This is a genomic window from Staphylococcus sp. FSL W8-0271 (assembly GCF_038006605.1).
Lineage (GTDB): Bacteria > Bacillota > Bacilli > Staphylococcales > Staphylococcaceae > Staphylococcus > Staphylococcus cohnii.
The window spans coordinates 2,548,921-2,575,916 of record NZ_JBBOVM010000001.1 but is presented as its reverse complement, the minus strand read 5'-3'; the positions used below and the strand labels follow the sequence as shown (position 1 = coordinate 2,575,916).

The 26,996-nt window shown below is 33.4% G+C and carries 27 protein-coding genes; 19 read left to right on the top strand and 8 right to left on the bottom strand.

The annotated features are described in order from the left end of the window. From NST87_RS12715 to add, 12 genes are all read left to right on the top strand, one after another. Complete coding sequence (locus NST87_RS12715) at positions 1-1,239, top strand: aminoacyltransferase (protein ID WP_340721763.1); 1,239 nt, start codon at positions 1-3, stop codon at positions 1,237-1,239. A 714-nt stretch (positions 1,240-1,953) separates the two neighbouring features. After that, on the top strand, positions 1,954-2,688 hold the full coding sequence (locus NST87_RS12710; RefSeq protein ID WP_019469805.1) for a phosphoadenylyl-sulfate reductase: 735 nt from the start codon (positions 1,954-1,956) through the stop codon (positions 2,686-2,688). Between the two features lie 182 nt (positions 2,689-2,870). Then, complete coding sequence (locus NST87_RS12705) at positions 2,871-4,700, top strand: assimilatory sulfite reductase (NADPH) flavoprotein subunit (RefSeq protein WP_026034819.1); 1,830 nt, start codon at positions 2,871-2,873, stop codon at positions 4,698-4,700. A 16-nt stretch (positions 4,701-4,716) separates the two neighbouring features. Further along, positions 4,717-6,426, top strand: coding sequence for an NADPH-dependent assimilatory sulfite reductase hemoprotein subunit (locus tag NST87_RS12700; protein ID WP_019469807.1), 1,710 nt, complete (start codon positions 4,717-4,719; stop codon positions 6,424-6,426). 23 nt (positions 6,427-6,449) lie between these two features. Then, complete coding sequence (gene cobA, locus NST87_RS12695; protein ID WP_040030371.1) at positions 6,450-7,217, top strand: uroporphyrinogen-III C-methyltransferase; 768 nt, start codon at positions 6,450-6,452, stop codon at positions 7,215-7,217. Positions 7,218-7,239: 22 nt separating this feature from the next. Continuing rightward, positions 7,240-7,974: a sirohydrochlorin chelatase gene (locus NST87_RS12690; protein WP_340721762.1), complete on the top strand. Its 735-nt coding sequence runs from the start codon at positions 7,240-7,242 to the stop codon at positions 7,972-7,974. Between the two features lie 44 nt (positions 7,975-8,018). Continuing rightward, a complete protein-coding gene (locus NST87_RS12685; protein ID WP_040030370.1) occupies positions 8,019-8,630 on the top strand; it encodes an NAD(P)-binding protein in 612 nt (203 codons plus the stop codon). Between the two features lie 23 nt (positions 8,631-8,653). Beyond that, positions 8,654-9,559, top strand: coding sequence for a sulfite exporter TauE/SafE family protein (locus NST87_RS12680; protein WP_019469811.1), 906 nt, complete (start codon positions 8,654-8,656; stop codon positions 9,557-9,559). Between the two features lie 21 nt (positions 9,560-9,580). Then, entirely contained in the window at positions 9,581-10,762 is a 1,182-nt protein-coding gene (gene sat, locus NST87_RS12675; RefSeq protein ID WP_019469812.1) for a sulfate adenylyltransferase, read from the top strand. An 18-nt stretch (positions 10,763-10,780) separates the two neighbouring features. After that, positions 10,781-11,389: an adenylyl-sulfate kinase gene (gene cysC, locus NST87_RS12670; RefSeq protein WP_019469813.1), complete on the top strand. Its 609-nt coding sequence runs from the start codon at positions 10,781-10,783 to the stop codon at positions 11,387-11,389. A 32-nt stretch (positions 11,390-11,421) separates the two neighbouring features. Further along, positions 11,422-11,622, top strand: a complete 201-nt coding sequence (locus NST87_RS12665) for a hypothetical protein (protein ID WP_340721761.1) — start codon at positions 11,422-11,424, stop codon at positions 11,620-11,622. Positions 11,623-11,879: 257 nt separating this feature from the next. Continuing rightward, complete coding sequence (gene add / locus NST87_RS12660; protein WP_019469815.1) at positions 11,880-12,857, top strand: adenosine deaminase; 978 nt, start codon at positions 11,880-11,882, stop codon at positions 12,855-12,857. An 85-nt stretch (positions 12,858-12,942) separates the two neighbouring features. Here the strand turns inward: add and NST87_RS12655 are convergent, their stop codons facing one another. From NST87_RS12655 to solA, 4 genes are all read right to left on the bottom strand, one after another. Further along, entirely contained in the window at positions 12,943-13,341 is a 399-nt protein-coding gene (locus tag NST87_RS12655) for a LysR substrate-binding domain-containing protein (RefSeq protein ID WP_340721779.1), read from the bottom strand. Between the two features lie 62 nt (positions 13,342-13,403). After that, positions 13,404-13,802, bottom strand: a complete 399-nt coding sequence (locus tag NST87_RS12650) for a LysR family transcriptional regulator (RefSeq protein ID WP_340721760.1) — start codon at positions 13,800-13,802, stop codon at positions 13,404-13,406. A 94-nt stretch (positions 13,803-13,896) separates the two neighbouring features. Continuing rightward, positions 13,897-15,030 carry a M20 family metallopeptidase gene (locus NST87_RS12645; protein ID WP_040030368.1) on the bottom strand — a complete coding sequence of 378 codons (1,134 nt, stop codon included), beginning with the start codon at positions 15,028-15,030 and terminating at the stop codon, positions 13,897-13,899. Positions 15,031-15,032: 2 nt separating this feature from the next. Next, positions 15,033-16,217: an N-methyl-L-tryptophan oxidase gene (solA, locus tag NST87_RS12640; RefSeq protein ID WP_040030367.1), complete on the bottom strand. Its 1,185-nt coding sequence runs from the start codon at positions 16,215-16,217 to the stop codon at positions 15,033-15,035. 385 nt (positions 16,218-16,602) lie between these two features. Between solA and NST87_RS12635 the strand changes: the two genes are divergently transcribed. Next, positions 16,603-16,734, top strand: a complete 132-nt coding sequence (locus tag NST87_RS12635) for a beta-class phenol-soluble modulin (RefSeq protein ID WP_019469819.1) — start codon at positions 16,603-16,605, stop codon at positions 16,732-16,734. Positions 16,735-16,907: 173 nt separating this feature from the next. Here NST87_RS12635 and NST87_RS12630 read toward each other — a convergent pair whose 3' ends face one another. Next, positions 16,908-17,516 (bottom strand): class I SAM-dependent methyltransferase, encoded by a 609-nt coding sequence (locus NST87_RS12630; RefSeq protein WP_040030366.1) that lies wholly within the window; start codon positions 17,514-17,516, stop codon positions 16,908-16,910. A 323-nt stretch (positions 17,517-17,839) separates the two neighbouring features. Here NST87_RS12630 and NST87_RS12625 point away from each other — a divergent pair, with 323 nt between their 5' ends. The 5 genes from NST87_RS12625 to NST87_RS12605 all read left to right on the top strand — a co-directional run bounded on the left by NST87_RS12625 (position 17,840) and on the right by NST87_RS12605 (position 21,132). Beyond that, complete coding sequence (locus NST87_RS12625) at positions 17,840-19,027, top strand: FtsW/RodA/SpoVE family cell cycle protein (protein ID WP_064264359.1); 1,188 nt, start codon at positions 17,840-17,842, stop codon at positions 19,025-19,027. Then, on the top strand, positions 19,024-19,608 hold the full coding sequence (locus NST87_RS12620; RefSeq protein ID WP_019469823.1) for a phosphatase PAP2 family protein: 585 nt from the start codon (positions 19,024-19,026) through the stop codon (positions 19,606-19,608). The genes NST87_RS12625 and NST87_RS12620 overlap by 4 nt, the downstream gene beginning before the upstream one ends. 72 nt (positions 19,609-19,680) lie before the next feature. Beyond that, a complete protein-coding gene (locus NST87_RS12615) occupies positions 19,681-20,148 on the top strand; it encodes a nucleoside deaminase (protein WP_340721759.1) in 468 nt (155 codons plus the stop codon). A 207-nt stretch (positions 20,149-20,355) separates the two neighbouring features. Continuing rightward, a complete protein-coding gene (locus NST87_RS12610) occupies positions 20,356-20,754 on the top strand; it encodes a hypothetical protein (RefSeq protein ID WP_019469825.1) in 399 nt (132 codons plus the stop codon). Positions 20,755-20,814: 60 nt separating this feature from the next. Then, the gene (locus tag NST87_RS12605; protein WP_019469826.1) at positions 20,815-21,132 is read left to right on the top strand and encodes a general stress protein; all 318 of its coding nucleotides are present in this window, start codon (positions 20,815-20,817) and stop codon (positions 21,130-21,132) included. Between the two features lie 573 nt (positions 21,133-21,705). Here NST87_RS12605 and NST87_RS12600 read toward each other — a convergent pair. Together NST87_RS12600 and NST87_RS12595 are read right to left on the bottom strand one after the other, a co-directional pair. Continuing rightward, the gene (locus NST87_RS12600) at positions 21,706-23,109 is read right to left on the bottom strand and encodes an MDR family MFS transporter (protein ID WP_064264366.1); all 1,404 of its coding nucleotides are present in this window, start codon (positions 23,107-23,109) and stop codon (positions 21,706-21,708) included. A gap of 266 nt (positions 23,110-23,375) precedes the next feature. After that, positions 23,376-24,275 (bottom strand): DUF5996 family protein, encoded by a 900-nt coding sequence (locus NST87_RS12595; protein ID WP_019469828.1) that lies wholly within the window; start codon positions 24,273-24,275, stop codon positions 23,376-23,378. 277 nt (positions 24,276-24,552) lie between these two features. Here NST87_RS12595 and mbcS point away from each other — a divergent pair, with 277 nt between their 5' ends. After that, entirely contained in the window at positions 24,553-26,130 is a 1,578-nt protein-coding gene (gene mbcS / locus NST87_RS12590) for an acyl-CoA synthetase MbcS (RefSeq protein WP_019469829.1), read from the top strand. Positions 26,131-26,271: 141 nt separating this feature from the next. Here mbcS and NST87_RS12585 read toward each other — a convergent pair whose 3' ends face one another. Then, a complete protein-coding gene (locus tag NST87_RS12585; protein WP_064264370.1) occupies positions 26,272-26,883 on the bottom strand; it encodes a YIP1 family protein in 612 nt (203 codons plus the stop codon). Between the last annotated feature and the right edge of the window lie 113 nt (positions 26,884-26,996).

The following is a 26,996-nucleotide window of genomic DNA, read 5'->3' as shown; positions in this document are numbered from 1 at the left end:
ATGTATTTCACTCACTTAAACATTGATGAATTTGAAAACTTTATTCATAACTATGCGGCGCATTACACACAAAGTGCTAACCATTTTCATTACAGAAACCAACATAAAAATGATGTGCATATTGTAGGTGTTAAAGATAACGAAGATAATGTTATAGCAGCATGCCTTTTAACTGAAGCACGTTCCTTTAAATTTTTTAAATATTTTTATACACATCGTGGCCCTGTTTTAGACTTTTCCGATTATCAGTTAGTAAGATTTTTCTATAAAAATTTAACGAAGTATTTGAAAAAGCATCGTGGATTATATGTTTTAACTGATCCATACATATTAGAAAATATAAGAAATGCTCAAGGCGAAATATTAGAAAGCAATAACAATAAACCACTTATTAAAACTATGGAAGATATCGGTTATAAACATCAAGGTTATATAATAGGGTATTCTCAAATAAGTCAAATTCGTTGGTTATCTGTTCTTGATTTAAAGGATAAAACAGAAGATGACCTACTTAAAGAAATGGATTATCAAACACGCAGAAATATTAAGAAAACATATGAATTGGATGTGCGAGTGCGTACACTGCCTATTGAGGAGACAAATAGATTTTTTAAATTGTTTAAAATGGCTGAAGAAAAACACGGATTTAAGTTTAGAGATCAGCAATATTTTGAAGAAATGCAAAATATTTATCATGATAATAGCATGTTAAAATTAGCATATATCGATTTGTCAGAATTATTAGTAAAGCAAAATAAGCAATTAGAAAAGTTGAATAAGGACTTAGAAAATACGAAAGAAAGCTTAGAAAGCAATCCTAACTCGAAAAAAAGTAAAAATAAGTACGATCAAGTATTACAACAAGTAAAAGCACAACAAAGAAAAGTAACCGAAACAGAAACGTTAATCAAAACGGATGGAACCATATTGGATTTAGCAGCTGCACTTTATATTTACAACAATCATGAAGTTTATTATCTTTCAAGCGGCTCCAACCCTAAATACAATACATATATGGGTGCCTACAGGTTGCAATGGGAAATGATCAAGTTTGCGAAAGCGCACAATATCCATCGTTATAACTTTTATGGCATAACTGGAGATTTCAGTAAAAATGCTGAAGATGCTGGTGTACAAAAATTCAAAGCAGGCTTCAACGCGCATATAGAAGAGTATATTGGAGATTTTATTAAACCAATAAGACCTTTACTTTATAAAATATATGCATTAATAAAATAGGATTGATTTTCTTAACGCTTTCGTTTAATTTACTGAAACGAAGCACAACCATCCATTTTAACATTGCATATTATTATATTTTAATTAACCATTGATTTGATTTTCTAAAAATTGAAATGAGAAAGTCACCTTTTTATAAAAGGTGACTCATACTGTCGACAAAGTCTCTGACTTTGTTGGCAGTTTTTTGTGCACGTTTTCCGTCGGCACTGCCTTAGCCTGTAGTCTTCGGCTAATGCGCTTCCCGCAGGAGTCGGCATAAATCAATGCCAATATAACACTAAAATATTACTAATTCAGAGACTATTTTTCTCAAATCAACGAGGCAAACCCTTCGCAAATTAATGCAAAGGGTTTGTCTACGTTCTGAACCATCTTTTTATAAAAGGTAGCTTTTAAAATACAATCAAAAGTGAAAAATCTAAAAAATTCAGAAAAATGTGAAAGGGTGGTAGAAAAGGCGGGAATTCAATATAACAAGGTTGTTATAAAAAAATTAAAAATTAAAATTAAAAGTGCTTAAAACGCTATAACTATGCACTTTGTATACAAATTTAATAAAAAATATACCTAATTCGTGTGTTCAAATATACACTTGACATAAAAATTTACAATGAGTAAAGTGTAAATCATAATTATTTTCAAATAATTCTAAATTTATAATAAATCTAATTATAATGTATTCATGTACGTTATGAGGGGGCGAATAGATTAATGTTTGAACCAAAAGTCACATATGAACATTTTAACGCAAACGTCTTTGAGTCAATAGATATTGATGATGAAACAAAAGGTGCACGCGAAATCGTCGCATGGGCTTATCAAACCTATGGAGATTCGGTTATTTATGCTTGTAGTTTTGGCGCGGAAGGCATGATTTTAATTGATTTGATATATAGTGTTAAGAAGGATGCACAAATTGTATTTTTAGATACAGACCTTCACTTTCAAGAAACATATGATTTAATTGATCGTGTTCAAAAACGCTACCCAGAACTACATATTAAACTTAAAAAACCGGATTTAACTTTGGAAGAGCAAGCATCACAACATAACCCTGCACTTTGGAAAAACAATCCAAACCAATGTTGTTATATTAGAAAAATCAAACCATTGGAAGATGTCTTGTCTGGTGCTACTGCTTGGATTTCTGGGTTACGTAGAGCGCAATCGCCAAGCCGTCAAAATACACAGTTTATAAATAAAGACGAACGCTTCCAATCAGTTAAAATATGTCCATTGATACATTGGACATGGGATGATGTATGGCAATATATTAAAAAATATAAATTGCATTATAATGAATTACATGATTTTAACTATCCAAGTATAGGATGTATACCGTGTACGACAGCTGTTGAAGGATCAGGAGATTCAAGAGCAGGAAGATGGACCAATTCAAACAAAACAGAATGCGGCCTTCATACCACAGACCATACATCTTTATAAGAATAAATTTTTTTGGCATTAAATCCTAGTATTCCAATCGGATAGATATATCTAAAAGGTGATTAAACAAAATAATCTTAGGTAATGGTAAAAAATTTTTCTAAAAAAGTATGGCGCCAATTATTGAGTAAGTTTAAACAAAATGATTGTTAAATAAAAAATTAAAATGAGGTGAAATGGTTGTGAACTTATCCGTAATAAATAGTCCATTTGATGAAAATCAAGCCACACAACTAAACCAAATTATTCAAAATCTTACGATTGAACAGCAAGTTTGGTTAAGCGGTTATTTAACTGCAAATTTACAAAGTGTTACTACAAAACAAGAAACACCATCGGAAGTAGCTCAGTTTGTATTAAATAAAGAAACCACTTCAAATAGTGAGAGTGAGAGACATATCACTGTATTGTATGGTTCAGAAACTGGTAATGCACAAGGATTGGCTGAAAAGTTAGCGGATCGTCTTGTCGAGCTCAATTTCAATGTGAAATTGAGTGCAATGGGTGATTATAAAACAAAAGATCTAAAAAAAGTAGAAGATTTATTTATTATTTCTTCTACTCATGGTGAAGGAAATCCGCCTGATAATGCCATTAGCTTTCACGAATTTTTACATGGTAGAAAAGCACCTAAGTTGGAAGGTGTACGTTTTTCAGTTTTATCACTCGGGGACGCATCATATGAATTCTTCTGTCAAACAGGTAAAGACTTTGATGCACGTTTAGAAGATTTAGGAGCTTCTCGCTTAGTAGATAGACGAGATTGTGACTTGGATTTTGATGATATGGCTGAATCTTGGATGGATCAAATTATTGAACAGTTAAGCGAAGCTTCATTGAGTGAAGAAAAGGTGACAACAACGAACGCAGTGCAATTGACAAATGAAAAACGATATTCAAAAACACAACCTTATGAAGCTGAAATACTAGAAAATATTAACTTGAATGGTAGAGGCTCTAATAAAGAGGTTAGACATATCGAATTACAATTTGAAGATTATGGTGAAGATTATGAGCCAGGTGATTGTTTGGTGGTGATTCCAGAAAATGATGAAAAATTAGTAGAAGTCTTATTGGATAAATTAGATTGGGATGCCCAAACAGAAATACCAATCAACGACAAAGGCGATGTGCTTTCATTAAAGGATGCACTACAACATCATTTTGAAATCACTAAATTAACTAAACCACTACTACAAAAAGCCGCTGAGTTGTTTGGAAATGAAGCGTTGGCAGAAAAGGTCTTAGATCAAGCGTGGGTTAAATCTTATGTTTATGGTCGAGATTTAATTGATTTAATTCAAGACTTTAAACCAGTAAACTTGGCGCCTGAAGTGCTATATCAATTTTTAAGAAAATTACCACCTAGAGAATATTCTATAGCGAGCAGTTATGAAGCAAATCCTGATGAAGTTCATATCACTGTAGGCGCTGTAAGATATCAAGCACACCAACGTGACCGTCAAGGTGTTTGTTCAGTTCAATTAGCTGAACGCATGGAACCTGGCACGTCTATATCTGTATATCTAAAGAAAAACCCGAATTTTAAATTTCCATTTGATGAAGCTACACCCGTAATCATGATTGGTCCTGGAACAGGTGTCGCACCTTTTAGATCTTATTTACAAGCACGTGAAGAGTTAGATCTGTCAGGACAAACATGGTTGTTCTTTGGAGAACAACATTTTACAACAGACTTTTTATATCAAACAGAATGGCAAGATTGGCTTAAAGAAGGTGTGCTGAGTAAGTTGGACTTAGCGTTTTCCAGAGATACAGATGAAAAAGTTTATGTTCAACATAAGATTGTGGAACAAAGTGAAACTTTTTATGAGTGGTTAAAAAACGGTGCATCTTTATATGTATGTGGTGATGAACAAAATATGGCTAAAGATGTACATAAGGCGATACATCAAGTCTTAGTTAAAGAAGGTAATATGTCAGATGAAGAAGCTGAGACTTATTTGACACAAATGAAAAAAGACAAACGATATCAAAGAGACGTTTATTAGAAAAGGAGCTGATCACGTGACAGAGTCAAATTTAAATTTTTCTCAAAAACTTGATGAAATGGAACGTATCAAAGCTGATAGTAACTACCTTCGCGGAACAATTGTCGAGGGGTTAGCAGATAGAATTACAGGTGCCATTTCAGAAGAAGATACTAAATTATTAAAGTTTCATGGGAGTTATATGCAGGATGATAGAGATCTTCGCGATGAACGCCGTAGACAGAAGTTAGAGCCTGCATACAGTTTCATGATAAGAGTGCGTGCTCCGGGCGGTGCTTCGACTCCAGAGCAATGGATTGCGATGGATGATATCGCGAATCAATATGCAAATCAAACGATTAAATTAACGACGAGACAAGCGTTTCAATTCCATGGGATTTTAAAAAGAAATTTAAAACAAACGATGTTTGATATAAACCAATCTTTACTAGACACGCTGGCAGCATGTGGAGATGTTAACCGTAATGTGATGTGTAACCCTAATCCTTATCAATCTGATGTGCATGCAGAAATTAATCAAATTGCAAGTGATATTAGCCGTCATCTTTCACCTAAAACACAGGCTTATCACGAAATTTGGTTAGACGGAGAGAAAGTGTTAGATACGAGTGATCAAGAACCAGAACCAATGTATGGCAAAACTTATTTACCACGTAAATTTAAAATTGGTATTGCAGTCCCGCCTTCTAATGATATCGATGTGTTTTCACAAGATATCGGATTAATTTCAATCATTGAAGACGGTGAATTAGTCGGATTTAATCTCACAGTTGGTGGCGGCATGGGTATGAAACATGGAAATACTGCGACGTACCCACAAGTTGGACGGTTGATTGGCTATTTCCCAAAATCACAAGTCATTGATGTTTGTGAAAAAATACTTACGATTCAGAGAGATTATGGAAATCGTGAAGATAGAATGAATGCACGTTTTAAATATACTGTGGATCGCAAAGGGGTAGCATGGATCACGGATGAACTGAATCGTCGTTTAGGTTGGGAATTAGAGTCCAAACGTGCATTTCACTTTGAAGATAATGGCGATCGATATGGTTGGACTGAAGGCAGTGGTAAGCATCATTTCACTTTATTTATTCAAAATGGACGTGTTAAAGATACGGAAGAATATAAATTGAAAACAGCGTTAAGAGCGATTGCTGAAGTGCATACTGGAGATTTTAGACTTTCACCTAACCAAAATTTAGTAATTGCGAATGTTGAGACCGAGAAAAAACCAGAAATTGAAGCACTCATAAAACAATATGGCTTAACAGATGGTGAACATTATACTGGATTGCGGAAAAATTCCATGGCTTGTGTCGCTTTTCCTACTTGTGGCTTAGCAATGGCAGAATCTGAACGGTATTTACCTTCATTAATTACCAAAATAGAAGCCTTGTTAGATGAAGCGGGCTTAAATGAAGAAGAAATAACTATTAGAATGACGGGCTGCCCTAACGGTTGTGCACGTCCGGCATTAGCTGAAATTGCATTTATTGGTAAAGCACCAGGTAAGTACAATATGTACCTGGGTGGTGGTTTCGCTGGTGATCGTTTAAATAAATTATATAAAGAAAATATTGATGAAGCAGAAATATTAGAAAGTTTGAGACCTATTTTATTGCAATATGCACAAGAAAGAACAGCTGGTGAGCGCTTTGGTAATTTTGTAGTTAGAGCAGGAATTGTGGAAGCAGTCACAGATGGTCAATTATTCCATAGTTAATCAATTAAAAAGGTGGTGTTAGGATGGGAAAAGTTTTTTTAGTAGGTGCAGGACCTGGTGATCCTGATTTAATTACAGTTAAAGGTAAAAAATCGATTGAAACAGCTGACATTATTTTATATGACCGTTTAGTTAACCCTGAGTTATTGGAGTACGCATCTATAACTGCTCAGTTAATATATTGTGGTAAAAATCCTAACCATAAATCTGTTTCGCAATTAGATACCAACCAACTACTCGTTGATTTGGCTCAAGAAGGTCACACGATTACACGTTTGAAAGGTGGAGATCCTTTCGTTTACGGCAGAGGTGGCGAGGAAGCAGAAGTATTAGCAGCCAATAATATTTCATTTGAAATCGTACCAGGTATAACTGCAGGTATTGCAGCACCTGCATACGCAGGTATCCCTGTAACACATCGAGATTACAGCTCTTCTGTTGCATTTGTTACGGGTGTTATTAACAAGGAAATTGACAAGGATGAATATTGGAGACATCTAGCGTTAGGGCCGGAAACGTTATGTATCTATATGGGCGTTAAAAAGCTGCCTGAAATTGTTGAGTTGCTAACTAAAAATGGGCGTAATAAAAATACGCCAGTAGCGCTTGTACATATGGGTACTTCTAAATTACAAAAAACAGTTGTTGGCACATTAGACACCATTGTCCACGGTGCAAAAGATATTGAAAACCCAGCGATGATTATTGTGGGTGAGGTCGTGAAATTGCGTAACCGCATTAGTTGGTTTGAAGAAACATATAAAAATGAATTATTAACACAACTCACATAATAGTGGCTGGAGGGATAATTATATGCAAGGTGTCTTATATGTTAGTCATGGTAGCCGTGTAGCAGAAGCAGTTGAAGAAGCAACGTCATTGATTGAGCGTGTTCAAGCAAAAGTTAATATTCCTTTACAAGAAACATGCTTTTTAGAACTTGCAGACCCAGATATATTTGAAGGATTTAGGAAATTAGTGCATCAAGGTGCAACTGAAATTTCCGTGATTCCTGTATTACTGCTCAGCGCAGGTCATTACTACAAAGATATACCTGTAGAAATTGAACATATTAAAACTCAATTTCCCAACATAAAGATCAATTACGGCAAGCCTTTGGGTGTACAAAAACGATTAACTGAAATTCTCAAACAACGTTTGGAAGAGCGTAAAATCACACCTAATGCTGATGCTAAATTATTAGTTATTGGTAGAGGTAGTTATAATCCACAAACGAAGCAAGATTTTTCGATAATAAAGTCACAATTATCAGAAATGTTTCCCTCTCAAAGCATAGAAGTGTGTTATTTGGCAGCTTGTGAACCGTTATTTGAAGATGCATTGGACCGTTTAGTAAACGCAGGTCATTCGCAAATATTTATTTTACCGTACATCTGGTTTACAGGTATTTTAGACCAACATATCACTGATGTTGTGCATGCATACCAATTAAAAAGTGACATTATTTTAGCAGCGCATCTAAGCCATCATGAGCAATTGCAAATTGCATTAAAAGAACGCGTTGAAGAGACGTTTGATACAGTTTAGTCATTTTTATCAAAGTTGAAAGTACTTATCTGAGGAGTGACATCATGTCTTACATCCCTTTAGTGGTTGATATTTCACAAAAACAAATCGTTGTTATAGGTGGCGGAAAAATAGCTGAAAGACGTATCAATGTTTTAAAGACATATACAAAACAAATTCAAATTATTAGCCCCACGCTAACAAATAGCTTGGAACATCTCGTTGATAAACAAGTTATTCAATGGCGGAATAAAACATTTGAAAGCAGTGATGTGCAAGATGCGGATCTAATTATTGCTGCGACGAACGATACAGCCGTAAATCAATCTATATTACAAGCCAAGCCAGACAAGGCATTAATTAATATGGCAGGTCAAGCGTTAGCTGGCGATGTATTCATTCCAAGTATATTACGACGTGGAAAGTTAATGATCAGTGTTTCAACCCAAGGTGCCAGTCCTAAACTGACAAGCCAAATTTTAGCTGAGTTACAACAACATTTTAATAGTGCATATGGTGATTATGTTGATTTTCTATATGAATGCAGACAACAAGTTAAACGTAGTTCACTTTCACCAGAGGAAAAAGAACGATTTTTGAAGCAAATCTTAAATGAAAAATATTTAAAAATAAGTAAGCAAAATGAAGTTAGAAAGTGGTTATCAGCGCTGGAATAAATTGAAAGGAAAGGAGACATCATATGTATAAATTATTTGTTTTTGCACTTGCTGGTTTTCTCGCTCAGTTAATTGATGGTTCATTAGGCATGGGGTTTGGCGCATCGTCTTCTTCGATATTATTGACATTTGGTGTGGCGCCAGCAATCGTATCAGCTACAATTCATTTTTCAGAAATTGCTACTACAGCTGCTTCAGGAACGTCGCACTGGAAGTTTGAAAACGTACATAAACCTACGATGATCAAATTAGCGATTCCTGGAGCGATAACAGCATTTATTGGTGCTGCTATATTGAGTCATATACACAGTGATTTTATTAAACCATTTATCGCTATTTTCTTGTTATCAATGGGGCTCTATATTTTATACCAATTTTTATTTACCAAAGAAAAACCATTATCGAAAGCGAATGAAAAAACCTCTCGTCTTGTATTAATACCACAAGGTGCAGTGGCAGGATTTTTAGATTCAATTGGTGGTGGAGGCTGGGGACCAGTCAATACGCCATTAATACTTGCGCAAAAGAAATTAGAACCTAGATATGCGATTGGTACGGTGTCCGCAAGTGAGTTTTTCGTAACGGTGTCAGCGTCTCTAAGCTTTATTATTTTTCTGGGCTGGAGCCAAATTAATTGGTGGCTTGTCGTGTCATTAAGTGTCGGTGGCATGATTGCAGCACCATTTGCAGCATGGTTAGTTAGACTATTACCGATGAATATTTTAGCTGTTTGTGTGAGTGGATTGATTATTTTTACAAATACAAATTCGCTGATTAGTGTTGTTGAAATCAATCATGCTTTATCAATCACAATAAAAATTGCATTGATAGTGATTTGGTTTGGATTAATTCTGTATGCTTTATATCAAAATAATAAATTACCGTTTGCAACTTTTAAAGATGAAACCAATGTAAATAAATTAGATTAATTCATTAAGGAGTGTGACAACATGTCATTAATAAACGAAAAAGCACAATCTACCATCCAACCTCATGGTGGTTCACTTATCAATAGAGAGGTCCACGGTGCAGCGCGAGAACAATTGCTTAAAGAAGCTGAAACACTTGCATCTATCACATTAAATCCTTGGAGTTTATCAGATTTGGAATTGATTGCGATCGGTGGCTTTAGTCCATTGACGGGATTTATGAATGAATCTGATTATTCTAAAGTTGTAGAAGACGTACATTTAGAAAATGGCTTGGTTTGGAGTATCCCAATCACATTACCTGTGACAACAGAACAATCTCAAAATTTGAATGTTGGTTCTCGTGTTGCTTTGTATGGTGAAGATGGTGTTTTATATGGTGTGATTGACTTAGAAGAAAAGTATACGTATGACAAACAAAAAGAAGCGCAACTTGTATACGGAACTACAGATGTTGATCATCCTGGTGTCAAAAAGGTCTATGAAAAAGGAGATGTGTATCTCGCAGGTCCAATTTATTTATTAAATAGACCTAAACACGACGAATTTGTAGATTATCATTTAGACCCTAAAGAAACAAGACAACTCTTTACAGACTTAGGATGGCAAACTGTGGTAGGTTTTCAAACTAGAAATCCAGTGCATCGCGCACATGAATATATTCAAAAGGCAGCCCTAGAAGCAGTGGATGGCTTGTTGTTGAATCCTTTAGTAGGTGAAACAAAAGCTGACGACATTCCCGCATCAGTGCGTATGGACAGTTACAAAGTTATATTAGAAAATTATTACCCGGAAAATAGAACGCGTTTGGTTATTTATCCTGCTGCAATGAGATATGCAGGACCTAGAGAAGCAATATTACATGCTACAGTACGTAAAAACTATGGATGTACACATTTTATTGTTGGACGTGATCATGCAGGCGTAGGCGATTATTACGGCACCTATGAAGCGCAAGAACTGATTTCTAAATACGAAGCAGAATTGGGCATACAAATATTAAAATTCGAACACGCCTTTTATTGTAAAACGTGTGAAAATATGGCTACAGCAAAAACGTGCCCACATGATGCTTCAGAACATTTACATTTAAGTGGTACAAAAGTTCGTGAAAAATTGAAAAATGGAGAATCGCTACCGAAAGAATTTTCGAGACCAGAAGTAGCTCAAGTCCTTATAAATGGATTGAAAGAACAGAAATAAAGGAGTGTAGATGTAGTAATGGGAGAATCTAAAAATATAACATGGCATGCTTCAGAGGTTACTAAGGATGAAAGATTACAGCGTAATCAACATAAGAGTGCAGTTATTTGGTTTACAGGACTTTCTGGCTCAGGAAAATCAACGATATCTGTAGAACTTGAAAAAGCATTGTTTAATCACCAAATCCATACATATCGTTTAGATGGAGATAATGTCAGACATGGATTGAATCGAAATCTAGGATTTTCACCTGAAGATCGTAAAGAAAATATAAGACGTATAGGTGAAGTTAGTAAATTGATGGTAGATGCAGGTTTGATAACAGTCACGGCTTTCATCTCTCCTTATAAATCAGATAGAGAAGCAGTACGCCATTTATTAGAGACAGATGATTTTATAGAAGTTTATACGCAATGTAGTCTATCAGAATGTGAAAATAGAGACCCGAAAGGTTTATATAAAAAAGTAAGAAGTGGTGAAATCGCAGAATTTACTGGCGTAAATGCGCCATATGAAGCTCCTACACAACCAGAGATTACATTAGATACAGAAACACTTTCTGTGGAAGCATCAGTATCCAAAATTATGGATTATTTACAAAAACATCAGTATATCGAGGACATTTAACTTTAATAATAAAAAATTGAAGGGGCAATCGAATGGAGATATTAAATATCATTGCCATAATATTATTTATTATATTTATTTTAGTAGTATCGTGCGGATTGTTTCTTGTGCGTTTAGGTCAAAATAGAAAACATTTTTTTGTAGAATTGAAAGTGATGGTCACAATTATGGTAATATGTTTTATTGGTATAGGTGTATCACTCATAATACTAGGCCATTATCATCAATTATAAATTATATATGCATTGATAAACAGGGCTACGAAATCAAATGACACGTTTGATTTCACCCTGTTTTTATATTTAATAAGCGTATTTCTATTTAAAAATCGTTATTATATAGTGTTTTGTAGATAAGCAAACAGTATCAATGATACTTACATATTTTATAGTAAAGTGAAAATTAAAGTGTTATATTAAGTAAATCAAATTTATCTTATTGGCGTTTTAAACGTAGTGAATACAATAAAAAGGTAGGGGCATTTACCAAAATGGATCAAAGTATAAAGGATATTCCTAAAATAGAATTACATTGTCATTTAGATGGTTCAGTCAGCAAACATTTAATTCGACAACTGGCACAAGAACAACGCATACATTTAAACGAGGATTGTCTAACGGTACAAGAAGATTGTGAAAGTTTAGAAGCGTATTTGAAGTGTTTTGATGAAGTATTAAAAGTATTACAAACGGCAGATAGTCTAAAGCGTGCAGTTATAGACGTTGCGCAACAAGCTTATGAGGATAATGTTAAATATATGGAGATTCGCTTTGCACCGTTGCTACATATGGAACAAGGTATGACGCTTTTAGATGTATTAAAAGCGGTAGAAGCAGGGGTTAATATCATACAAGACACATTGCATATGAAAGTGAATATACTCATTTGCGCAATGAGGCAGCATGCATCGTCTGTGAATAAACAATTATTTGATGATGTGTCTATATATAATAGCGACAAAGTATGTGGGATAGATTTTGCGGGGCCTGAAGTAGGATTTCCGCCATATGAAATTCAAGATACGATTCAATACGGATTAGAAAAAGGTATGAATTTAACACTCCATGCAGGTGAGTGTGGTTGTATACATAACGTTTTAGAAACGATAAAAATAGGGGCTAAGCGTATTGGTCATGGTGTTGCTGCCAACTTAGATGAAACTGTATTAAAGGAAGTTAAAGCGAAAGATGTATTGTTAGAAATATGTCCTAAAAGTAATTTGCAAACCAAAGCTATAGAGACATTGTCACAAATAAACATCCCCTACTTATTAAAAAACGATATACCCTTTATCATCAATACAGATAATCGTATGGTGACACAGACTTCATTAAATGAAGAATATACATTGTTATTAAAACATCAGTTAATAAATGTAAAACAGATTCAATACATTAATAAGCGTGCAGTTCAATATGCTTTTTTAACCGAAGAAGAAAAAAGTCAAGTGCTTCAATCAATGTCATAACGCGTATACACTTTATACAATATGAAGCGTTTATCATTAACATTGGCATATTATAATACAAAAAAATATACACTATTGTTTGGTTTTAGTATTCAAGTGCGGCAGATTTGATAGTTTGAATAAAATGAGTCATAGCAGGGCTTAAATGATAATTTTTATTCCAAATAAAATCTGTTGAGATATTACTATAGTTATCAGGCAATTGATAACTATATAATGACCCGTTTTCTAAATCATTTTGTACGGATGATTTTGGAACTAAGCTGATACCGATACCAGATTTAACACTACCAATAATTGTTTCCATCGTACCAAATTCTACAAGTAACGGCTTTTTAATATTTTCGGATTTTAACCAGGCTTCAAGATTTCTTCTATAATTACATCCATTTTTAAACATCAAAAATACAGCGGATGTGATATCTTCTAATTGCGTCATCTCTGTACTGGATATTAACACAAGTTTTTCTTTAAATAATTCCACTTTATTTATATTATGATGATGTTTGAAGCCTGTGACAAATCCACAATCCAAGTTTTGATTGACTATTTTTTAGAAATATTAGCAGTAACATCTGTATGTAATGATAGAGAAATGTGTGGCGATTTTTTCCGAAACATTGATAATAGCATAGGTAATTTAGTAATTGTTTCGACAATCCCGATATCAATTTTCCCGTTAGATGATGCTTGTTTGTCAAAATCACGTTCTATTTCATTTAATGTAGCTAAAATTTTTTCAACATACGTTTGGAATTTTTCACCATCTGTCGTCAAGGTTGTACCTTTATTATGACGTAAAAACAGTTGTGTGTTGAGTTCTTGTTCTAACTGTTTTATGCGGAATGTAACATGAGATTGGACATAATTAAGTGACTTAGCAGCCTTACTGATGCTTTGATGTTGACTAACACTTTGAAAAATTTTAAAATCTTTGATTTCCATAATATCACCCGATTTTTCGTTTGAGGCTATTATACATGAAACCATTTCTTTTATGTTGAAAAAAAGCACTGCCGTCGCTATGACGGCAGTCTTATCATGTCGCATATTTTTTGATCAAAGTTTTGAAAAAGTCTATAGATCGTTCAAATGCTTCTATTTCTACATATTCGTTGGGTTGATGTGCTAATGTTTCTATTCCAGGTCCATAAATTAATGTAGGAATGCTCCCATGAGGGTTTAGCACAGAGCCATCGGTGTAATAAGCCATTCCAGTAAATTCACTTTCTTTAGAAGTATCTAAGGCTTTTTGAATAATTTCAGTATTCTCATCAGTTAGAATCGTAGCGCGATCAAGCAATATTTTGGTGCTTACTTTTGGAGCGTTCCTATCAGAAAATAGCTGGTTTAAACGTTGATTAAATTGCTTATACAGCTTGTCATGAATATTGGGTGTCACTGTTCGTATATCAACATTTAATACACATTTATCAGGTATCACGTTCGTTTGAATGCCACCATTGACCATATTTGCAGAGATACTACTTTTGCCTAATGCTGCAGTTTCTTCTGACCATTCTTCTTTTAAATCATTTATCAATTGAATGACTTTGTTTATTCCTTCAACTGCATTAATGCCTTGTTCTGGCATCGCGCCGTGTGCAGTTTTTCCAGTTAAAGTAACTTCTATCCATAATGCGCCTTTATGCCCAATAGCAACTTTCTCAGTCGTGGGTTCAGCTATGATGATAGCAGCGACATTATCCATATTTGTGTTTTTGACATAATGTTCCGCACCTATTGAATCTACTTCCTCTCCTGCGGTTGCTAAAAATTCGATATCTTTTTTTAATTCACATTTTTCCTCAATTAAAGATTCCAATGCAAGATATAAAGCGGCTAAACCACTTTTCATATCTGTTGTTCCTCTTCCATATAATTTTCCATGATCAATATCACCTTTAAAAGGGTCATAATCCCATTTTTGTGCACCTATTTTTACAGTGTCGGTATGACCAGATAATATGAGTTTGCTAGCGTTTGGCTGGTTGGATTTTAAAGTTACTGAAAAATTGCTTCTATTATCACTTAAATTTGTAATGTTACAAGGAATACTTCGAGATGCACACCGCTGTTTAAAAAGTTGTACAACGTTATTTTCGTTAGCGGGGGGGTTGGTGCTATCGACATTGATGAGAGATTGTAAGAATTCTAAATTTGATTGTGTCATGTTCAGCCCCCCCTAGCTTTATTGAAAACTTTTTCTTTATTTTCAGGTTGTAAACTTGGACGTGTTATTTTAAACAGTGATATATCCTGTTTGGATTTACCTTTAGTGGTTAATTCATATAATATTTCTCCGACTGCACTTGAAAATTTATAGCCATGTCCTGAAAAACCAGCAGCAATGACAATATGTTCATGTTCGGGATGTTTGTCTATCACAAAATGCTCGTCTAATGTATTTGTAAACATACACGTTTTACCAACATTGACATTGCCGTTCGCTTGTTGCATGTATCGGTTTAAAAAACCACTAATATCGCTTTCGTCTTTGTCATAAGATCCAAATGATTTATTGTAATAAGCTGGATCGATAGGGTCGCCATTATCGTAACGTCCAATTTTCAAACCAGTTCCGTCAATAGAAGGGAAGCCATAATAAACACCACTTGGGACGTCAGCAAAAAAGCCCGGGAACCCATCTGACTTATATAAAATATCGTTGGAATCAAACCACGCAATCGTTTGTCTAGAAGGTTGGAGTTGAAGTTTTAAATCTAAATTGTCTAAAATTTTTTTATTCCAAGCACCACCAGTGATAATTAATTTATTTGCTGTGAATGTTTCAGAATTGGTTTGAACTTCAACTGAGTCATTAAAAATATCAATATTCATGACTGGGGCATTGATTTTTAATTCAGCACCCTGATTTAAAGCAAGTCGTTTAAATGCGCGAATACAGTTTTGAGAAAATAGCACTCCTGCGTCAGGTTCATAACAACCAATTTGGCCATCAGGTATTGTAATACCTGGCCAAGTGTCATTAATTTGTTTAGCTGATAATGTTTCAGTATTTAGATTATATTGCTGAGCACCATTGATTGCAGTTTGTACAAACAATGAATCACTTGGACCAAAAGTAATGACACCAGTATTTAAAAATATACGTTCATTTGTTTGTTTTTGAAGTTCATTCCAAAGTTCTTGTGCTCTCAAAGCAATCGGTACATACGCTAAACCTTCTCCACAAGCATGTCTTATTAATCTTGTGTCACCACTATGACTACCATTTTCATGTGGTGGGTCAAAAGCATCTATCATTAAAGTTTTCCACCCACTTTTTGCTAAATAGTATCCAGCTGACATACCCATAGAACCGGCTCCGACAACGATGACATCGTAATGTTTTCCCATTTCCATCTCTCCTTAGTTGAAACAAATTTAATAACTTGCCAAGTATTTCTTTCAAGTTTAATAGCAACTAGCTTAAGTGTAAAATTACAAAATGAGATGGTTGATATCTCTAAAAGTGATATCGATATACATATATATTTTGCCTAACTGTACTTTTTTTATTAATTTAAGACAGTTAGGAACTTAACTATACGAATTGAGAAAAATTTAACATTTTAATTATTAATTAGCATACAATGTAATTACACAAACAAGTAAAGGGGTGTATTGACATGATGATTGCAGATATTATCGGTGGTATTATTAAATTAATCAAAACTTTAGTTGACACTTTCGCGTAATTTTTAAATAACTAATTAAATCAATTTAAAGGAGTGCTTACATTATGTCAGGTATCGTAGAAGCAATTTCAAATGCAGTAAAATCAGGTTTAGATCACGACTGGGTAAATATGGGAACTAGCATTGCAGATGTAGTAGCTAAAGGTGCAGACTTCATCGCTGGATTCTTTAGTTAATAAACATATTTTTTAATAAAATATACTTAATCAAAAACTACTGTTTCACACGTAAAGTGTTAGAAAACAGTAGTTTTTTTGTTGTTTAGTTAATTAAAAGAGCAAGTCGTATTTTTGAATAACTATGCAAAAGTTATTCATTTTGTTTTGAATAATTATACATTTCGGAGAATTTATGTGAATTGCCCAGATGCTAAAAATAGACTCGCATCTTTGTTCATAAATATATTTTTACCTTGATAAAAAGTGTGGCTATTTATATTTGAAAGTCCTATTTTACGTAATGCTTTGTGGATATCCTTCTGTTCGAATCCATTATATATATTCGGATGATTAACATTCTCATTTTTGTCGAAGTCTACTATGATCAGTATGCTATTACGCTTTAATTGAGTAGCTAATTGTTGTAGTAACGCCATATAGTTTCCACTATGAAGTAATACAAGTGAAAGTAATATCACATCATATGATTGGTGCAGTCCTGTTTTGTTTGGAGCTAGTAAATCGCCTTCAATGGCTTGAATGTTTGTTTTATTTAATGATTTAATTTTTGCATTGCATATCTCAATCATTTTAGGTGATGCATCTAAAATAGTGATGTGATTGAAATGATGTGCGATATCGAATGCGACAAGTCCAGTGCCGCCACCGTAATCTAATAACGAATCATATGTACCTTTTTTGAGCAGTGAATTTAATTCGGAAGAGATTGTTTTAGCTAAATTAATTCTTTCTTTATTATCATAATTTTGTGCTATTTGATTAAACTGAGATTGATTCAAGCTCATCATCCTTTTAGAATAGATTTTCGTTTTGTATTTTTAAAGTTATTACAGACTTATAAAGTCTGTAATTGAGTTTAGCATAATAGACAAATTCCTTTCAATTAAATGGCATTAAGTTATTTTGTCATATTTAAAATTACAGATAATTAATAGTTACTTTTTAAGCATAATATTTGTTCGATTTATGCATGAATAAAATATTTAAACATAATTACATAATATATTAATTACATATTAAATTAGGTAAGCCTAAAGTCTGATTGAGGATGCTTGCTATATTTGGTTTACTAGGTGGTGGACGTTTATAATGAGGTGCAGAGATGAAGAAAAATATGAAAGTAATTCAGAGACGGTTAAAAGGTCTAGATTACGGGATGCTATTTAGTTTTATTATATTAGGTGTTTTAGGTATCATCATGATATATAGTGCGAGTATGGTATCAGCATCTAAAGGTGCCTTAACTGGTGGCGTTCCAATTGAAAGTAATTATTTTATGAAAAGGCAGTTCCTCTTTTTAATTGCGGGTGTTTTAGCAGTGATATTTATTGCATTATGCATAAATATAAACTTCTTTAAAAACACGCATGTACAAAAATTGATGGTTTTCGGCACCTTATGCTTATTATTAATTACGATTTTAATAGGTAAAGAAATTAATGGTTCGAGAAACTGGATTAATTTAGGAATATTTAGTTTACAATCCTCGGAATTTCTGAAGTTAACTTCGATTTTTTATCTTTCTTATATTATTAATCAGCGTGTGAGGAGCTATAAAGATTACCAATTAAAACATATGCTAGCACCATTAGCCATATTAGGTATTGGTTTGCTGCTTGTGTTGATGCAAGGTGATTTGGGCGGAACATTACTGACAGTAGCCATAATTGGCTGTATATTAATATATTCCGATATAAAAAATAAAATCAAATTTCAAATTATGGGAATTACGCTTGTGCCATTAGTTATTTATGGTACTTATACATTGATTTTTGATTCTGAAAATTTATATAGGCTAAAAAGGATAAAAGTGATGCTAGATCCATTTAAATATGAAGATAATGATGGTTATCAGTTAACGAGCGCGTTAACCTCGATTGGTAATGGCGGCCTGACTGGTAAAGGTTTAGGAAATGGTTTAGCCAAGTTAGGTTATTTACCAGAACCGCACACTGATTTTATATTTACCGTTATTTCAGAAGAATTAGGGCTACTAGGTGTGCTATTTACGCTCGCAATTTATGGTTATATCTTAATAAAAGGACTCATTTATGCGAATAAAACGGACAATCAATTTTATAAATTGATTTGTGTTGGTGTAGTCAGTTACATATTTATGCAAGTTTTCATTAATTTAGCAGGTGTATCTAGTATTATTCCATTAACTGGTGTGACTCTGCCCTTATTGAGTTATGGTGGTTCTTCTATGTTGAGTATCAGTATAGCTTTTGGCGCACTTTTAGCAGTGGCTAGAAGAATTAACAACGACAGAAAGGAAACTTTAAAATGACTCGTATTTTAAAAATTACACTGCCAGTTATTTTACTTATTGCTATTTTGATTAGTATTGCAATAGGTATAGCAAAACCTATAGACCAAGCTATCTATAACATGTTACATATATATTTAAATATAGATGTTATAAAACAATATCTATATTTCATTTCAACTATTTTTGATCCTAAAATTTGTTTGATTTTAACATTATGTGTTTTAACTGGTTTGTTTTTCTATCATAAATTTAAGTTTTTGTGGTATGGCTTTTGGTGTTTTTCAGTATTTTTAATAGGTACATTTATGAAATATGTCATTCAACGGGCGAGGCCATCCACACATTTTGACGGATATAGTTTTCCTAGCATGCATGTTTTAAGTGTATGCATATTAGTAAGTCTAATTTTATTAATAAAAAGGAATAAAACATTATATTGTATAGCAATTATTTTAGTAGCTTCAATTATAGTATCCCGTATTTATGTGGGCGCACATTATTTTACTGATACTATGGGAAGTTTATTAGTAATTTCAGTTATGATTCAATCGCTCAATTACAATAATTATGCAAGCGAAAAACTAGATAAAATCGAATAATTTGTTAAGCTAAATGCTAATCTATAAATCATTTATTGATTCATACATGTGATGATGAAGGGAGTTATTTGATTGAATTATGAACAATATTTAAACAGAGCAGTCGAACTTGCTGAGAAAGCACTAAACAATGGTAATGAACCTTTTGGCTCACTTTTAGTGGATATTGAGAGTAATATTTTATTTGAAGATTATAATAGAATCAGCAGTGGTGATGCGACTGCACACCCTGAAATTGCTATTGCAAAATGGGCAGCAACTCATCTTACTCCTGACGAAAGAAAACATACTATTGTTTTCACATCAGGCGAACATTGTCCAATGTGCGCGACGGCACATGCACTCGTTGGGCTAGATAAAATTGTATATGCGAGTTCCTCGAAACAATTGAGTCAATGGTTGGAAGCTATGAATGTTGCGCCCGCACCTTTTAAAAATTTACCTATTGAAAGTGTAATTAGAGATGCTCATGTTGAAGGACCCTTTGAAGCAGTGTCATCTAAAATTAAAAAATTGCAAATTCGTTATCATCAACAATAAGTGGAAATATGAACCCCCTCCGGTAGTCAAATTACTGAGGGGTTTCATATTTTTTAACACGCTTTCGTCTTTAAATGTTTATATAGTGAAAAGCTTTGGTGGTTGTGATAAAAGCATTTGTCATGTTTAAGAATATACAGAATGGGAAAATTATGCATAATATCGTAATAACACAACTAAGGTGTTTGTGATAAGGGGGACATTCAGATGAGTACGTTAATTTTTCTGTTAATTCTAGCTATAGTCATTATTATTTATTTACTAGTGAAGCAAAATTTTGCTAAAGATTTTAAAGCTCAAAAGCATAAGCGTTATAGAGAGAAGCGAGTGATAGATTTTATTCAGAGCGCATATAAAATTGACAACATTGAAGCAATTCACCGCAAAAATAATCATTTAGAGCTCATTTATAATCGTAAGACGTTAGATGTAAAAAGTGAACAAGTTATTTTTGTCGATGAAGCAGATCAAGAAGATGTTGAGACTAACTTTAGCTTAACAGAAGACGATGAAAGAGAAGACTTATTTGATAAAATTTTAGAACATACGTATTTTTATATGACAAAGGAACGTTTCGATCATTTAATGATTCAGTCTAAAGCGTAATGATTGATGCGTATTCGTGAATAACGATGACGGATATTTTAAGAGGAGGGGGACTTTCTTATGAAACCAGTAGTTAAAGCTTATAAGAATGATGGTGAGTTAGAAGTAGATGTTACTGCATTACAAGACAAAGGTATAGGTAATCAGGACATTTATGTATTATCCTTAGATAAATCTCGAACAGAAAAAATTGTAGAAGATACAAATATTTTAGGTATAGATATTAAAAAAGAAAATGATTCTGAAAGAGAAGCTTTGAAAAGAAAGTTGATTGATTTAGGTGTAGATGAAAGTGAAATCGCAACATTTAAAAGTGATATGGATGACGGCAAAGTTTATTTGATCGTCACTGATGTAAGAGTTAAAGGGCTATTGTAAGATTTTTTAGATGGTCGACATCGCTTCAAGATTTTAAGTGAACAAAATGCCTATGTAGTTCATGATTTGAATGAAGATTAAGTTAATGGATTAATCGTCTTAAAGTAGGTATAAATGCTTAGAACAATGATGCACTTAAGCGTAAACAAAGAACCTTTGAGACATAATCCGAGAAAAAGGCCACTCAGATGATTTAATTCAATTCATCTGAGTGTCTCTTTTTTATGCAATATTTCATATTATTGGCTCGCTTTCTTAGGGGACAGCTTCAACTTATCCTTTTTCCTCAAGCGTCTCGCTGAAATACGTAATATTATTGAACACGAAAAATGTAGTATAGGTTAGGAAAACAAACAAGACAAATGCGAACCTGGTTTTGTATTAGTAGCACTTAATATAAGGAAGTAGTAGTTCAACAAACTAACTATAATCAAAACAATAATGAAAAAGGCAATTTCTATATTATTTCAATAGAAATTGCCTTTTTTTCGCTTGTCTAAGAACTTTATGTCCCAGAGCCTTTTTTAATCAACAATATTGATGTTCTAAACATTAATTGTTATTTATGTGTGTTTATAAGGTGCGACGTTTTGGTTTACTATCGTCCGAAAGTTTAAATGATAATAGTAACCCAATTGCTGATATAACTGTAGCAATGATAAACGTTACGTTAACACCATGAATAATACCAGTAATACCATCTTGAGGTATTGCTGAAACTGACATTATAGTAATAAAGACTGCAGTACCAATAGCGCCTGCCATTTGTCTGAATGTATTGTTCATAGCAGTACCATGTGCAATTAAATCATTTGGCAGTTGGTTAATTGCTAATGTTGTCATAGGCATCATAACCATGGCGATCGAAACCATTCTCAATGCATTAGAAGTAGCGAGATACGTAAATGTTGTATGCTCCGTTAACATTGTAAATGGTAACGTTGAAACGACTAGGACGAATAAGCCAATTCGAGCGAGCCATTTACCACCGAATTTATCGAATAAATAACCAGTTATTGGGTTCATCATACCCATAATAATTGCACCTGGTAATAATACTAACCCAGATTTTAAGGCTGAATATTGTAGCATGTTTTGCATATAAAGTGGCAAGATAATATTTGTTGCAATAAGTACACCAAATACAAACATACTTAGTATCGTACCTAACGTATAAATACTGTAATTAAATACTCTGAACTCAAGCATAGGTTCTTTTAAGTTTAATTGACGACGGATAAATATAACGAGTGAAACGATACCAACAACAAGCGGTGCAATAAATTGTACGCTAGTCCAACCTGCTTCACCAACAGAACTGAAACTATATAGCAAGCCACCAAATCCTAATGTAGATAAGATAACTGAAGCAATATCTAATTTTGGATGTGTTGTTTCTGTAACGTTCTTCAATAGGAATATAGAAGCAATGATGATAATAATCGCGATAGGGAATACAACATAGAAGACACTTCTCCATGATAGGTGTTCGACTAATATACCTGATAAAGTAGGTCCGATAGCTGGAGCAAATGCGATAACAAGTCCAAATAGACCCATTGCAGTACCGCGTTTTTCTTTAGGGAAAGTTAAAAATAGTATTGTTTGCATTAGCGGCATCATTATACCTGCGCCTGCTGCTTGTAAGACACGTCCGATTAATAGCATTGAAAAATCAATACCGACGGCACAAAGTAGCGTACCTGCTGCAAAAATACTCATTGCAGTTAAGAATAACTGCCTCGACGTAAAGCGTTCAATTAAAAATGCAGTTACAGGAATCATAATCCCGTTTACTAACATAAATATAGATTGTAACCATTGTACTGTACTTTCTGACACTTGGAGATCTTTCATTATTGGAGGTAAAGCTGTTCCAAGTAAAGTTTGGTTTAAAATAGTTATAAAAGCCCCTGATAATAGAACGATAAACAGAGGTATTCTTTTTTCAACATGGAAATTTCCAGTTTCTGTCAATGTACTCACTTCTTTCTTAACAAATTACACATCTAAATATTATATCACTCTAAACGTTGTAAATCTAAAAGTTGAACTTATTTTTTAAAATTTATCTGTGAGAAGTTTGAAATATTGTCATGAAAGGGGTTTCTTAGGTTGAGTATATAGCAATTTAGTTCTGTTATGCGTCTAAAGGTTGTATGAAAATATAAATGAGGGTGAGACATGATAGGTGTCTCATACCCTCGATATAATTAAAATGACTGCAGTCATAGATTTATAAATTAAAGTGTACTATTTAAATGGTTTGGTCTCATTTTTAGAGGAGAAAAAGCATAATCGACGTTATCCCAATTTAGAAAATCCGCGAATTTTAAATAAGACGCTTTGAAAAATTGAGTTATTGTATCGATATCATGATGTTGTTGATATTCGATTAGGTATTCCATTAATTGTTGATCAAAATAACAATCTTTAGGAAATCGATGGTCAGTATCAAAAGGTTGATCTGCAAAAGGATACGGTAAGACAAAGAATGTTGGTCCTTCAAATTGGTCATCACCAAACCAAAAGCCAAATTCAATCATTTCTTCATCAAAAGCTGCACGTTCAATAACCATGCTATCATTTTCAAATGGTGCTGGTTTATCTTTGACGATAATACAAGAAATATCAAATGTTCCCCAAAATAGGCCAGGTTTAGATTTTCTTACTCTCAAGCCATTAATAAACTTTGCTTCAGCATGGTAAGCAAATTTCATCAATGCTAATGCCTCTTTTGCAATTTCATCATCGTAATGATGATGTTCTACGTCATTTTCAAACGGTATCGGATTTGGTACTTCTTGTGGCAAAGTGTTAACTTTTAAATGAATATCTGATTGATTTAACAGTTTTTCAATTTCATTATAATAATATTGTATAGTTCTTCCATTTTTCAAGGTAATATCATGTATATGTTGGTCAATGACGATTTCAATATGGTGTTGTATCAGGTTAACACTTAACGCAAATGTATGTGTTCCATAGCTTAACATACCAGTTGAAAAGCCCTGCACATCTATATTTAGCGTCACGTGTGACCATTGAGGTTCTTGATAACTTGCTTCTAATTTATATTTACCTAGAATCTGTGACAATAAATGTAGCGTATTTTTTTCATTTTCCCAATCCTTGAAATTCATATTATGAATACCACCTCATATATTATTTACTATAAATTTTATACCACAGATACTAAAGCTAAAACACAATATAAAAATGCTTGTACCAAGTATATTAAAGTATCATTTGTTATAATGATAAAATGATATAAATATATGAACTAATCAAGTATGTGTTAAGATGTAGTTCATAACAAAAACGAATGTGAATGCAATGCTATTTTCTGAATAATCAAAATACAACTTGATATTGTTCTGTATATTGTAAAATTAATCACCGAAATAAGGAGAGTAACCAATGAATAAAGCAGATTTAATTGCTCCAGAAACATATAACATCGTGAGCGAAATTGAAAAATATGCAAATAATCCGTCAAAAAAGGCGATTATTTTTAATGATCAAACTGGTAAAGAACGGGATATAACGTATAACCAACTAATAAAAAATGCAAACAAAGTTGGCCATATGTTTTTAAAATATGGTTTGAAAAAAGGTGATAAGTTATTAATCATGATGCCACGTGCGATTGAGACATATGAAATATATTTAGCCGCATGGAAATTAGGTATGATTATTGTGCCTAGTTCTGAAATGTTGCGTACTAAAGACTTACAATATCGTATAACACATGGTGAAATTAAGGCAGTTGTAGCCACAGGTGATAGCATCGAAGAGTTCAAAGGTGTTAAAGAATATGACTCATTACTTAAATTTTTAATTGGCAGCAAAGAAGATAAGTGGATTAACGTTGAAGACGCGCAAACTGATGCCTCAGATACGCTGGATACAGAAGCAACTTCAAGAGAAGATATTGCTTTATTATCGTATACTTCAGGAACAACAGGTAATCCAAAAGCAGTTGTCCACTCTCATGGTTGGGGATATGCGCATTTACAGATGGCTCCCAAACATTGGCTAAGTATAAATGAAGATGACATCGTATGGGCAACAGCAGCACCAGGTTGGCAAAAATGGGTATGGAGTCCATTTTTATCAATTATGGGTTCAGGCGCAACAGCATTTGTTTATAACGGTAAATTTAATGCTGAGAAGTACCTTGAATTATTAGAAACGTATCAAATCAATGTGCTTTGCTGTACGCCAACAGAATATCGTTTAATGGCAAAATCTCCTGATTTAACAAAATATAATTTGTCACATTTACATAGTGCTGTATCTGCTGGAGAACCATTAAATAAAGAAGTTGTTAATAAATTTCAACAAAACTTTGACTTAACGGTTAGAGATGGCTATGGTCAGACAGAAAGTACGTTGTTAATCGGTTTCTTAAAGGATACAAAAGGACGTCCTGGATCAATGGGTAAAGCTATTCCAGGTAGTTATGTAACAGTAATCGATGAAGATGGTAATCCTGCACAACCCAATGAAGTAGGAAATATTGCAGTGCCGTTAGACTTACCTGCATTATTTAAAGGCTATTATAAAGATGAAGCACGTACTGCAGATCCACAAGTTGGTGACTACTTTATTACTGGAGATTTAGCAAAAATGGATGAAGATGGTTACTTTTGGTTTGAAGGTAGAAGAGATGATATCATCATAAGTTCTGGCTATACCATAGGACCATTTGAAGTAGAAGATTCACTGACGAAACACCCATATGTAAAAGAATGTGCAGTCGTAGCGAGTCCACATGAAATTAGAGGGAATATCGTCAAAGCGTTTGTCATCTTGCAAGATGATGTTTCAGGTGATGAAACTATTGTTAAAGAATTACAAAATTTTGTTAAACAAGATGTAGCACCTTATAAATATCCAAGAGCGATTGAATTTGTAGAAGATTTACCTAAAACAAATTCAGGTAAGATTAGACGCATTGAATTGAGAGAAGCGGAAAAAGAAAAATATTTATAAATCAATGTTGATTCATTTGAAAACAAGCGCCCATCATCATTATTGTCCGTATGATGGGCGCTTGTTTTGTGTGTGAGTAATTTTATATCAAAATAAAAACATGGAACGGCAGTGTTCCATGTTTTTTAGTAAATATATGTATTATTGGAAACTTGCTCCGATTAGGGCAAATCCAACTGATACAACGATGTATGCAATTGCCCAAATAATTGAAGCTTTTTTAGACAAACGATTCGTTGCAAAGAGCATAATGCCAAATACATATGCGCTGATTAGTGTTTGTAAGTTAAATGCGCCTAACACTTGGTTGCCTTTATCAAAGACATTTAAGCTTGCAATATTATAATCTGTAGGCGATAAACCAGCAATCCATTGGATTAATATAATAATTAAACCAACGATGCCAGTAATGATAGTAAAACTTAATGTTGCAGAAAAGATAGGTTTTGCAGTTGCATCAGATTTCATAATTTTAGAAATAACTAAAAAGATTAAAAATGTAATACCAATACCAATAATGCTACCAATTGTACCACCAACGATGCCAGTAATTAAGCCAATTGTTTGCATATTACCCATATCTTGAGCGCTTGTACCTGCATCTTGATAAATTTCATTGTAATCAATTGACATAGCACCTACAGCAGTTGAGAGTGCAATAACGACTATTGCAATGATTAGTTTGAGTCCCCATTTAGGTTGTTCACGTAATTTTGAAAAATGTTGAGCGAATGGTAAGTTAGAATTTTCCATGAATCCCTTGCCCCCTATATATATTATTTTCCAAAGCATAACATTACCTACAATATTTTAAAACACTTTTAAGAAAAACTTTAAATAAAATTTAAAAAATAAAATCTTTTTGA